The organism is Mangrovibacterium sp. (assembly GCF_059905295.1).
The window spans coordinates 1-13262 of the sequence record NZ_JBZQJF010000258.1; the positions used below are offsets into that span (position 1 = coordinate 1).

A 13262-nucleotide genomic window follows, 5' to 3' on the forward strand; every position below is an offset into this window, starting at 1 on the left:
AAAAGCCGCGATAAGCTTTCCCAACAACCCAGATCGATGCCCCTGTGTACTCTCGGTAATACTAATTGTATCAACTCGCACCTGGGTTCCGAAATCATCCCGTTGCTCAACACGATCCCCCAACATAGAGAGCCCTTCTGACGAAAGCATCAGAGAATCGCTAATCTGCCGCAACTGAAAGTAAACCTTGGACTCCAGCTCTTTGTCCTCCAACATTTTACCGACACACTCCAACTGACTGTCTTTCGCCTTTTCATCAAGCTCGAATAATAGACTGATTTTGTCATGCAGCCTAGAAACACCGTATCGATAATCATCATACAAATCCCTGTCGTAAGTAATACAGTAGGATTTAAACTTCAATTCTACATTCAATAAGGCTTCATTTACATCTGAAGTCCTCTGCAATTGCAATCGGTTTTGTTGCGATAATATCAGTGTTTCATTGATTTGGGCCTTCCCGTTTAACAAGCCAACAATTAGTCCGATCATCAGGAAAAGAGAGACAAAAGCTATAATTGAAATATTCAAAAGCCTGCGGGGTATCTTGCGTGGAAAAATCTCCATCATTCTCGGTCAATTGATTTTAGCGATTCTACGCCAGCAAAAATCCATAAAAAAACGGAATAGTCTAAGCAATTGACCTATACACGATCTATACAGACTAAAAGAAATAGCAGAAATCGGAATTAGTTATCAATCCGAAGAAAAAACTCAGTTAAACGTTCCTCCGACGATAGATTTAGCTTTTTCCGTAAGCGATAGCGGGCAACATCTACACTTGTTGGATTTTGGCAAGTCAACATCGCAATTTCTTTCGAAGATAATCCGGAGCGCAACAGAGCACACAATCTTCGTTCATTAACGGTGAGAAAAGGGAACCTCTCGCCTAGTATTTGAAAAAAAGAATCAAAAGCACTTTCCAGGCGGAATTCAAAATCACTCAACACCTTATCTCCCAAGTTCGCTTTGTACCTCTTTTGCAAACGTTTAATTTTCTCTTGTCCTTTTGTGCCCGTATATGGCAATATTGTAGTCATCTCACCAATCAGGTTGTTGTGGGATTCACTTAAGTGCATTAATCTCAAGGTACTCGAAATCAATTCAATTTTTTTCAGGTTTACAGTCTCATCGCTTTCCCGTTTCACGTTCGTTATGTCGGTAAACACCATAATAATTCCAATAGGATTTCCCTCTTCTTTGTAAACCACATTCTTTGACAACATATAATTCCTGCTATCGAATGTTCGGCAGGATTCACATGCTAAACGCTGTCCTGCACCAATCAACACCTCATCACTACAGATCTGGTGATCAATATTTTCAACCGATCCGTAGCAATAGCCAGATTGACCCATTAAATTTTCGCGCTCCTTCCCCACCAATAACTCGAACGAACGATTACACATTTCAATGGTCCCGTCAGTCTGGCAATACAATACCGGTTGGGGAATACTTTCAAGCAGCGATGTTATAAATCCATTATTGTTCTCCAATAAACGATTTTCCATCTGCAGCGCCTTTAAGTTTTCACGCATGGAAAGTATATTCCGAACACGGGCAATTAACTCCAACTTAGCAACTGGTTTTTCCATGAAATCAACTGCACCAAGCAACATCGCCGTATTCAAATCTTCGGGAGTAGTCATAAAACCAGTGATCATCAACACGGGTATTTCTGCCAAATCGGGATCTTGTTTCAACTTAGTCAGTGCTTCCAGACCATCCATTACCGGCATATTCCAATCTAACAATATCAGGTCCGGGCTCCATTGCCGGGTTCTTTCAAGGCAGTCCTTACCATTACTGGCTGTATTAAAAGTGTAATTAAGATCCTTCAACATTATTGGGTATAGCCGAAGATTATCGAGATCATCATCGACTAGCAAAATCTTCCTGTTATTCATCCCTTCTGCAATTTTTCCTTCTATAAATATAATACTACAGAAGTTACATTAACCTTCTCATGTCCCTGTTTCCTAACATGCGCTTCACCTTGTCTTTCCAATCAAAATTCTTAATTTACAACTATGCTCACGAAGGTCGATCTCTGCTCCATTGTTTGGAATTAGTAAATATCTCGGATGCATTTAAAACGGGGCCATCATTGCTTGCAGCCTGGTTAACATCCCTTTTCCGAAATGATCAGCTTCATCCCGATATCAGTGAAGCTGCGATGAATAATTTAAAGCATAAAAATCCCCGAACATCTGCTGCCCGGGGATTTCCATATTCATTTATTATTTCTTGAATAACTCAACAAGTTTGACATTCCCGCTCAACCCTGACGGCAAAACCGGCCAGTCTGCAGCATCAAGTGGTTTGTAGTCGAGATTGACGATATTGATATTCTCAAACTTCTTCCAAACAATACCATTGCGATCCATATAGCGAATACGGTTCGCTCCCAGGTTACTCACCTCAAAACGTAATGTATTGGTTCCCTTCTTCAGATATTGGCCAATTGCAATTTCATATGGGAAGCTCCAAAGCGTGCCAACTTCCTGATCGTTGACAAAAACACGAACGGCTGTTTCTACCCGATCAAACTTCAACAGGTAATCATCCGCCTTTTTCGATTTCAACTTTAAGGAGGTGGCATATTCGGCTGTTCCCGAAAAATTCGCATAATCGTCACCCTCAAGTTCAGTCCAAAACTTCGGCTCCGTTAAAGTTTGCTCCTCGAATAAAGCCGGGCCACCTTTCAAGGCTTTTAATGTCCATTTTGAGTCCAACTGAATTTCATTTCCTTTGGCATACGACACGTCCTTAGCAATTCCGGTAACCGGATCATCTGTAAAATAAATAATTCTCGACTCACCGGCCTCTAACTTGATTTTCACTTTATCACCATCCGATTCAGCCATAACAACCTGACCATTCATCGGATTCATTATCAACGCATTTTTGGCATAATTTTTAAACTCAAGCCAGTCATTTACATCTGTTTTTTCGTGATTGGCTATGAAGTAATAGTAACCATGATCGGTTTTTCGTGAGATACTTTTAATATGCTTATCCATTAGCTTTTCACGGCTTATTCCGGCATGATTTAACGCTCCCTCAACGTCGCCCAAATAAATAAAGCCTTTTCCTTTTGACGCAATTTGCAAGTCGCCTTGTTTTTCAAAATTCAGGCCGGCAATAAATTGGACCAGCTCATCTTCTTTTTCTTTGTAATCCCTAAATCCGGAAACCGTTTCAGGAAAGCTTTCGAAGATGACTGTTGCTCCCGAATCGGCTAAGGCCAGCAGCTTTTGGAAAGTTTCCAGTTTGATGTGTTTCACCTTTGGAACGACTATCGCTTTATAAGGTACTTTCCCAAACGTAAGCACATTCCGTCCTTCAACCTTTGCATTCGACACAATCCGGTCGGTCGTAAAATCGAATAAATAACCTTTATTCAGCAAGGTTTCTATTTCGGGCATGTTCACCCAGCTCTCCGAGTTGTGCAGGGTCAACTTTTTATCTAACGATTTGGAATCGTGATTGTAATCGTCTGGTGACCAAAGCACCAGAAAATCATTGGTGGGCTGCCCCTGCTGTAAAACCGACTGACAACGAGCAATATATTCATTCATCGCCTTCATATCGTCCCACTGCGGATTATTGGGATCAATATGAATTGAAGCATAAAAACACCATCCCGGCCATCCGGCACGTTCGGGAGAGTAGGCAGTTCCGTGAAAAAACAAATGATTCACACCCTTAATAAAAATCTCGTCCAATTCGGGTTTACACTGATAAAGCGGCGTATTGAAATGTTCGTTTAGCCAGGTAAAAGTTTCGCAGGAAACCAGAGCTTCACCTTTCTGGTGAGCAGCCGAAGAGGCAAATTTCTTGAATAACTTATTACTTTGGGTATGTTTGGCACCACTTCCATCGATAAACGATTGCAGGAACGGAAAATTCGTGGCCCCAAAAGTTTCCAGTTCGGGAATACCAACTGCAGCATACAAATCAATCAAATTTCCGGGAGATCCGTGCGCCTGGTTGCGAGTAATCGCACCATGAGATTCGGCCCACTTCGTCCATGTTTTTGTGAAATTCTGAAGTAACATCTCACCTAAAACATCCCGATAGTCGGCTTTTACACGTTCAATAATTTCCGGATCACCAACACCACTCAACTCCTCTGCATACAACGCTAGATCATATCCCTTCAGTTTTTTAAAAGTATCGAATAATTCGGGAGCAGCACTGGCACTTTCCAGCTCATAGCTGTCATTAAAAAAGCACCGCACTCCTGGATTGCCGTTAAACGCATCATCGAAACGTTCAAGATAATGCAGGGCAGCTGCTTTGGAGAAATGATTAAATACGAGTCCTTCACCACCCGGTGCAGCACGTTTTACCTTTTGTCCTGTATTCGATTCCGTAACTCCGATAACCGTTCTGTCCGAATCCGGAATTTGGTCGACAGTAGCTCCATCATCCATTAAATCGATTCGCTCTCCTAATTTATTCGAGGCACTTATCGCAATTAAATCAACCGAAGCTGAGTCCTTCATCTCGTTGATATACTGCTCAACTTCTTTTTGAGTTAGGTCACCCAGCTGATGAAACTCCATTTTTTTAGCAGCAAACTCATCGGTAACCTGCGGACCACCAAAGGGCCAACCTGTTCCGGTATTCATATCGACACCCATGCCATTTTGCGCTGCTGCATTAACAGTTGTACCCAGCATGTCAATCCATTTTGGCGACAGGAAATCGATATTGTTTGCCTCCTCGCCTTTTACGCCGTAAATCGGGGTAATTTCCACCCCACCAATACCATGTTTCCCGTAATCGGAAATTAATCGGTTAATGTTATCTGCATCCACAGCGCTCCCCATCCACCACCAACGGGTCCAGGGTTTTGCCTCTTTTGTAATAGTCGGCCAATATTGCTTTAGTGAGCCTTCATCCTGTGAAAAAGATTCGGAACTAATTCCCAAAAACAAGAGAATTAGCAGGTAATAGTAATTTTTGTAGTTCATAGTAAAAATCCAATTTTCTACGAAGAAAATGAAAGTTTTTTTAGCATTAAAGAATTAAGCGTCCCAATTGTACTTCAAACCGATGTTTTGAACAATGAAATAACATCGCTGATATCAATAACCAATTTGACGAATCAACTCTTCTCGACAGCATGCTCCTGCCAACATCCTTATAATCGAAAAATATATTCACATAAGAAGCAAACTCATAAATGCGAAATTCTGTATATTTGGTTAAATACAGAACAATCAATTTGTTTCATCAGAAGATATTAAACAAGGACTATTCATGATGAGCGAAAATTCAACGTTCCCTGGAATCAAAGATGGTCTTGTCTCAATTATACCTGTTTCTAGGTGGAGCAATAAACCAATTGATGTTTAAATGCTCTGAGGGTTAACGAACAGAACATGAGAAAAAGTGTCCCGATTCATGTCATACTGCTGCTTGTGCTCATTTCAGCCGGGCTAAAAACGCGAGCACAGGAGAATTATGAAATCAGAAAAATCAACTTCATCGGAAACGATTCAATTGAGGATGATCTTTTACTGGATGCTATGGTTATGTATCCGCTTTCGTATATCGAGCAAAAACTCACAAAGAAAGAGCCGTCATTATACTCGAAACAAATTTTAGAAACGGATCTCGATCGTTTGACCCGTTGTTGCCAGCGGGAAGGTTTTATTAACGCAAAGGTTGATCTGTCAAAAACGAAACAGAATGACGAAAAACAAAAGGTAGATTTGACTTTCAGCATTGAACAAGGGAATCCTTTCATCGTCGATTCAATCTCGCTAACCGATCTCTCGCCATCACCTTCCATCGATAAAGATTCTGTTTTCAACTCCATAAAAAAAGAACTGAAATTAGTACCGCACCATCGATTTCGTGACGATGCATTAACAGCCGACTTAAGCCAAATCAAAAATGCGTTTAGCCAAAACGGATACGCCTACGCTCAATCGGATTATAAACTTAGTCTGGATCAGGCTAACAAGAAAGTCAACATACGCTATTTTATCAACACTGGCCCGCGTTGTCAGTTTGGCACAACCCAACTAATGGGTAATCAACACACTAAAGACAAATTCATTCGCAAGCAACTTCAATACGAGGAAGGTACAATATACAACCCGAAGTTGCTCGACGAAAGTCGCGTCAACTTATATAAGTTGCAGCTATTCTCAATTCTTTCCATACAACCTGAGCTTACAAACAAAGAAACGAATCCGGTTCCGGTACGCATTTACATTGAAGAAGCAAAACGATTCTCTTCTCGCTATGGTCTTGGCTATGGAACGGAAGATAAGTTCAGGGCATTTGCAGAGTTAAACTACAAAGGTTTCCTTAGCGGAGCACGGCGCTTAAGCCTTCAACTGAAACATTCCGCGCTAACACCCTATTTAATCGATTTTAACTGGATACAGCCTCAATTTCTTAATCCGAATTTTTCGCTCACCATCAACCCTTTCGTCAGCCGTTACGATGAACCCGGATACCAAATTCAGGATCACGGCTTTAACCTAAAATTATCCGATCAGATTTCGGACCAACTGTCGGCACAAGCCAACTATTATTTCGAAAAAGTGAAAAACTTCAATGCCGAACCCGATAGTCTTAGCACAACGACAAAAGATATCCCATACAACAAATCCGGAATCATTTTCAGTGTTTTATATGATAGTTCAGACCCAAAATTCTCGCCAACCAAAGGGCTAAATATCGTATTGGCCTACAAACTAAACGGATACTTGTTTGGCGGCGATTACAATTATTCCCGAATCTGGACCGATATCCGAAACTACCAGGAAATAAACAAGCTCGTACTCGCATCGCGACTAATGATCGGTGGAATCCGGTCGGGTAACAATGATCACTTCATCCCGGTTGAAGACCGCTTTTATGCCGGTGGTGCCAACTCCGTGCGCGGTTGGCAACGAGCCGAACTGGGACCGCTACGCGATAATGGCAAACCCCTGGGCGGTAGCAGTGTTCTGCAAGGCTCGCTGGAACTTCGAATTCCTTTGGCTTGGAAACTAAGCATGGTGAGCTTTCTGGATTTCGGCAATGTTTGGGTTGATGAGTTTAAGTATAAACTGAATGACCTGGCTTATGCCACCGGTGGTGGAATCAGGTTCGACACGCCTATTGGCCCGATCCGCTTTGACGTTGGTGTTCCAGTCTGGTACGAAACACACAAAGTCCGGTTTTTCCTCAGTGTCGGACAAGCATTTTAAAGCAATTTCAGATGAAGCGATTTTTCAATATAATAGTTCGAATAGCAGCCTGGTCGTTGGCTAGTCTTCTTGTACTGTTATGCCTGGCTTTATTGCTTTTGCAAACCCATCCGGTAAAACAGCGAATTGCACGAATTGCAGAGCAACAAGCCAATAGTTTTTTGAATGCTCAGTTAAAAATAGGCCAACTGGAAGGTAACTTTTTCACCCACATCAGTCTAACCCAGCTTAGTCTGACCCAAGCACAGGATACCCTTGTCTCAATTCACAAGCTAAACTTACAATACGAGCTTTGGCCCCTGCTGAGAAATAAGATAATCATCAAACGAATTGATATTGAGCAACCATACCTTTACCTAACTCAACTTAACGACTCGAGCTGGAATGTTTCCTCTTTAGTCAAGGAGCAAAATGAACCGGTTGACACCAGCTCAAGTAATGCTCCATTTAACTGGTTGATCAAACTACAGCAATTCAAAATAACCGGTGGACTGGTTCAAACATCGACCACAGATAGCCTGATCCCCAAAAGAATCGAGAACATTAATATGCTTCTGGATGCCCAATACAGCACGAACGAACAAGAACTAAACCTGGATACCTTTCAAATGAATTGTATTCAACCTGATTTTACCCTTAAGCAATTCAAATTTCAACTGAAGCAGGACGATGGAACGATTTATCTACAGCAACTGAGATTGCAAACCAATAAAAATGAATTGAATGGAGAAGGTCTTTATGCGGAAACCAAAGATGCATCGTTACAGGTTCAAACACAAGCCCTCGCCATTGATGAGTTTCAATTTACCATGCCGGATTTTAAAATTAATGTTCATCCCAAAATAAACTGGACTTCCAACTTAAAGCATGACAGCCTACAATCCAGCATAAACCTGACTGCAGGAGAACAAAGAATCAAACTAAATATCCAGGCATTCCCGCTTATTGCCTGGCTCAATCAACCAGATTCCGTAAATCTGCAATACCGATTAAACAGCACTTTTGAAAAAATTAAGTTGGAAGATTGGAGCGGAATCCCTGACCAGACTTCCCTCCTAAATGGATCAGTGCAACTACAGGGCGAAGGCACCAATCCGAAAACACTTACCTTGCAGGGCAATGCCTTAATTCAGAACACATCAATCGCAGGCTATGAGATTAAGCAATTAACAACGCAAAATACCTACCGAAACGAGACACTGAGCATCACTGTGGATTTGAAAACAAACTTTGCTGATCTTTCTGCATCTGCAATGGTTCAGCACCTGCTTGACAGCCCGGTATATCAGGCCCGGCTATCGACATCGGTATTTAGCCTAAAACCGTTTATAGAGAACGACAGTCTGGAAACCAATCTTCATTTTAAGCTATCGGCGCAAGGAAGAAGCTTCGATCCCAAACAAATACAAAGCAAAGTTCAATTTCAGCTCGAACCATCGACCATAATGGGCATTCCTATTGACACAGCATTTGCAAACTTAAGCTATCACAATCAGCTGATTGATATTGACACCTTATATCTTCACAACCAATCGGCCCAGATCACTTCAAAAGGGATATATAGTCTTGTTGGCCAATCGAACCTGAACATGGACGCCCAAATAAAATCACTGAATGCCTTCAATGCATTTCTACCTGACAGCATTAAACTTGAGACGAACACAAATATTCAAACTCATATTTTCGGCACGCCGGATTCAATGCGAATTCAAGCAAATGCGGATTTGCAGAATAACAGCTACGAAGATTGGCAGATCAAACAAGCCAACCTAAACGCGAGAGGGTACATCACCCCAACAAGATTTGAGTTTATAACAGCCATGAATGCCCTAAACCTCTCTGGTAGTGGTTTTGCTCTGGATACCATCACAGCCAGAAGCTCGATTCACACCGATTCGTTGGAAGTTGAAGCGATTCTCCACAATGAATTTCTGGACACGAAACTCAATGCGAACTTAAATTGGAAAAAAGAACTGAAAATCACGCTGAACAAATGGCTACTAAATATTTACAACCAACAATGGCAACTTCAACATCCTAGCAATTTGGTGGTTGACAGTACGTCGTACTCCATCCATCAGTTTGAAATGACATCAAACCAAAACGCAAAATTCAGGCTTGATGGAGTTGTCGACCAACAAGGGATACTCGATCTACAGCTCAACCTTGATCAGTTAAACCTAAAATCTATCATTGAACCGACCGAGATAAATACTGCTGTACAAGGATTAACGAATCTCAAACTTGCATTAACAGGTACAGCACAAATGCCGGTACTCGATAGTCAACTTCAAATAGACAGTCTTCGTATTGCCGACTTGGGTTTCCGGCAAGCCGAAGCTTCCCTGCAATACGAAAACAAGATCTTGAGTTTTAACTCGGATATAGCCCTTGAAGGAAAAGGTGACCTTCGTGCAAAAGGATCAGCACCCTTGGTGATCGATCTATCGAAGATGGAAACGGTATTTTCACCTGATTCCAATATCAACGCCAGTGCCCAAATCACAGATCTGCCGTTGGCATTAATCAAACCGTTCTTGCCAAATTCAGAAGTTACCGGCTTGATGAACGGCAAATTTCAATTCGATGGAAGTTTAAACGAACCGCAACCAAACGGCGATTTAGAGCTAAACAACGGCAACGTGAAAATCAGTGAATTTGGTGTCGATTACCGAAATATAGAATTCAAAGCAGCCCTCGAAAAAGAAAAAATCAGTATCGACACTTTAGGGATAAGCACCGCAGACGGCAAGTTAACTGGTGGTGGAAAGATTTATTTCGATTCAGTATTCTATAAAGGTCGTTTCAAAGAATCCACCTTAAATATTCGCTTCAACAAATTCAACCCAATCTACCATAAACAGATTAACCTGCAACTATCGGGTGATGCTAAGCTTTCCGGCAAAAAAGACACCATCGTATTCAATGGTGATTTATCGATTCCTCAATCCGAAATTTACCTGTCAGCACTGCTTAACCTGTTCGGCAAAGTTTACACCCCCGAAATCCCAACCCCTATTCTGGTTCAGGAACTTCAAAAGCAACAAAGCCTGATTGACAGCACACAAGAAACAATGCCAGCAATCCAATTGACTGATAGTCTTGAAAGTCATTCATCCATTCCTGTTATTGGCCGAATCAAACTTAAAATTCCTAAAAACACCTGGATAAAAGCTCCGAATCTCCGCATCGAGCTATCCGGAGATCTTGAGATCTTGAAAAACCCCGGTAATGTAGAAATTTTCGGAGCGATTAATGTTGTTAGGGGACAATATGAGTTGTTTAGCCGAACGTTTATCGTTTCAGAAGGTACTGTTACTTTTGAAGGTGGTGACGAAATTAATCCGCGCTTAAACCTAACAGCCACCTATACCATAAAAAGCCGAAACAGTGAATCAAAAACACTGGCAGTAAATGTCGGGGGCACTGCGACAGAGCCTACGGTAGGCTTTACCCTCAACGATGAAAGCATTACTGAAGGCGACGCTTTATCCTACATCGTTTTTGGACGGGGCCTGAATGAACTAAGCGTTTCGGAACAAGGTGATGTATCAGGCGTCACCGGAGGAACAATGGCCAAGTCTGCTGCAGCATCAGTACTGGCTTCTCAATTCAGCCGGCTTTTAGGAAGCAAATTAAATGTTGACTATATCGACTTGCAGAGTCAGGACAATTTTGACAATGCCAGTCTCGAAGTTGGGAAATATCTCACCAGTGATATTTTTGTCAGCTATCAACAACAATTTGGCAACAGCTCCGATGATGATCTTTCCCGCTATGAAGTGAAACTCGAATACGAGATTTTTCGCTTCCTCTTCCTGCAGTTAAATAACTCAACCAAGGATAGTGGCTTCGACTTGATTTTCAAACTTCAGGCCAAATAAAACAACTATAAGTCACCTTCATTTGTGTTTAGTTTACACGATTTATCAAACAGCTATTGACTTAGTCTTAAAAAGGCCGTATTTTGCATTTTCAATTTAATCAAGCTCCATGCTTACAAACTCTAAAAAAGAAAATGATTTTCTCATGCAGGCATTAGGTAATGCAGGCATTGGAGTATGGCATGTACTTGTCCCAGAAGAGCGATTTTTCGTTAACAAAACTACGATGCTGATAATCGGATATTCGGGTGAAAAGCGAACTACATCAAATGGCGAAAACTGGATTGAAGTAAAACCCGATGAAGGATATCAATGGCTCAAAGAGCTTTCTTCCCAAATCTCAGAGCGTAACAATTCCTTCTCCGAGAACATCGAAATTCGCCATCCCAAAGGTCATATAGTCAACATCCAGGTTAACGGCAAAGTAAGTGCTGTTGACGAGCAAGGTATTCCCACGCAAATTACGGGTACGATTTACGATTATTCGAACATTGGAAGCACGGGGCAGAGCCTTGACTATCGCTATCGCATTGAAAAACTGGTTTCGGGAATTGCAAGCGACTTTATGGAGGCCCGTTTTGACTGTATTGATGATACGATTAACCGATCGCTCAATAAAATCGGGCAATTTTCCCAAATCGACCGAAGTTACCTGTTCTTGTTTCATGAAGAAGAAGATGCAGAAGCCGAACACATGGACAACACACACGAATGGTGTGCTCCCGGGATCCAGCCTGAGATTGAAAACCTACAGGATTTACCTTGCTCCATTTTCCCTTGGTGGATGAAACAGCTTCGTAAAAAACAACACATCTACATTTACGATATTCGCAAAATGCCGGAAGAGGCCAGTGCCGAAAAAGAGATTCTTGAAGCTCAGCAAATAAAATCGTTATTGGTGGTTCCAATCCTGAATAAAAATACGTTGATTGGCTTCATGGGCTTCGATTCCGTTGTGAAACAAAAAGAATGGTCTGAGTCCGACATTAAACTTTTGGAAACTGTCGCGGCAACCATCGGAAATGCCATTACAGCTCGGCGGAATCACGAACTATTAATCCTGGAAAAGGAAAAAGCAGAAGAAAGTAATAGGCTAAAATCAGCCTTTTTAGCAACCATGAACCATGAACTGAGAACACCGCTGCACTCCATTCTTGGTTTTAGTGATTTAATTAAGTCTGAAAAACTAACGCCGGAGCAAATTCAAAACTTTGCCGCAAAAATATCAGAAAGTGGGACCTATCTCCTCCAGATTGTTGAAGATGTTATTACCTTGTCCGTAGGTCGAAAATCGGAAGTTAAAGTGCGCGCTGAGCAATTAAATGGACTTGACATGCTTGTTCAGCACAAAGCCTTCATGAATGAATTGATCGCCAGCAGGAACAGATCAAAAGAAATTAAGCTTGTACTAAAACCAGACAAAAACTTCGCCGAGCAGACTTTCATTTCCGACAAGCATAAGCTTACCCAGATTTTCTCACATCTGTTTAAAAATGCCTTAAAATTCACCCAACACGGGACGATCGAGTATGGGATTTCTTTGGAAAACGACCTGTTATCGTTCTATCTGAAAGATGAAGGAATTGGCATACCTAAAGAGCAAAAAGAAATGATCTTCGATTATTTCAGACAAGGAGACGATAGCTCACAAAGGCGCTTCCAGGGTATCGGAATTGGATTGGCCATCTGTAAAAACATGGTTCAAATACTAAACGGGACATTAAGTCTGCATTCCGAACCTGGTCAGGGAAGTACCTTCTCCGTTTCAATTCCGGTAACTATGGTTTCAGACCTCAACGAGGAAAATCCCAATAAACCTGCCTTGCTAATCCCGGATTTCTCAGACTATCGTTTCTTAGTGATTGACAGTGATCCAAACAGTCTGTTTTTGCTGAAAAACCTGCTGGCAACCACTCATGCTAACATCCTAACTTCAGGCACAGATATGGACGTACTCAATTTTATGAGTGAAAACTGTTTTCTGGATATCATCATCATAAACCTGAAAGCGGAACCGGAAGATAGCTTTCGGTTAATCCGGGAAATGAGAACTTACTGTAATAAATGTTCGATCATAGGCTTAAGTGCACACTCTCTAATTGCAGATCGCGAAAATGCAATAAAAGCCGGATGTATTGAAGTTGTTAGTATTCCCATT

General features: G+C 41.6%; 6 protein-coding genes. 3 read left to right on the forward strand and 3 right to left on the reverse strand.

Features of this window, described 5'->3' with window-relative positions; all coding sequences use genetic code 11:
- The 3 genes from AC37HE_RS13330 to AC37HE_RS13340 all read right to left on the reverse strand — a co-directional run.
- Positions 1–570, reverse strand: a 570-nt coding sequence (locus tag AC37HE_RS13330; RefSeq protein ID WP_500783344.1) for a hypothetical protein, incomplete at its 3' end; no start/stop codon positions are given.
- Positions 571–689: 119 nt separating this feature from the next.
- The gene (locus AC37HE_RS13335; RefSeq protein WP_500783345.1) at positions 690–1907 is read right to left on the reverse strand and encodes a response regulator; all 1218 of its coding nucleotides are present in this window, start codon (positions 1905–1907) and stop codon (positions 690–692) included.
- A 333-nt stretch (positions 1908–2240) separates the two neighbouring features.
- Complete coding sequence (locus AC37HE_RS13340; RefSeq protein WP_500783346.1) at positions 2241–4982, reverse strand: glycosyl hydrolase; 2742 nt, start codon at positions 4980–4982, stop codon at positions 2241–2243.
- A gap of 411 nt (positions 4983–5393) precedes the next feature.
- Between AC37HE_RS13340 and bamA the strand changes: the two genes are divergently transcribed.
- From bamA to AC37HE_RS13355, 3 genes are all read left to right on the forward strand, one after another.
- Positions 5394–7220: an outer membrane protein assembly factor BamA gene (gene bamA, locus AC37HE_RS13345; protein ID WP_500783347.1), complete on the forward strand. Its 1827-nt coding sequence runs from the start codon at positions 5394–5396 to the stop codon at positions 7218–7220.
- 11 nt (positions 7221–7231) lie between these two features.
- Complete coding sequence (locus tag AC37HE_RS13350) at positions 7232–11104, forward strand: translocation/assembly module TamB domain-containing protein (protein WP_500783348.1); 3873 nt, start codon at positions 7232–7234, stop codon at positions 11102–11104.
- A gap of 226 nt (positions 11105–11330) precedes the next feature.
- Positions 11331–13262 (forward strand): ATP-binding protein (locus tag AC37HE_RS13355; protein WP_500783349.1); only part of this gene is annotated, 1932 nt, incomplete at its 3' end.

What these genes read in the sequence shown, in the direction of transcription:
- AC37HE_RS13335 (WP_500783345.1), bottom strand. Translation starts at nt 1,907, where the DNA reads ATGAATAACAGGAAGATTTTGCTAGTCGATGATGATCTCGATAATCTT.
- AC37HE_RS13340 (WP_500783346.1), bottom strand. Translation starts at nt 4,982, where the DNA reads ATGAACTACAAAAATTACTATTACCTGCTAATTCTCTTGTTTTTGGGA.
- bamA (WP_500783347.1), top strand. Translation starts at nt 5,394, where the DNA reads ATGAGAAAAAGTGTCCCGATTCATGTCATACTGCTGCTTGTGCTCATT.
- AC37HE_RS13350 (WP_500783348.1), top strand. Translation starts at nt 7,232, where the DNA reads ATGAAGCGATTTTTCAATATAATAGTTCGAATAGCAGCCTGGTCGTTG.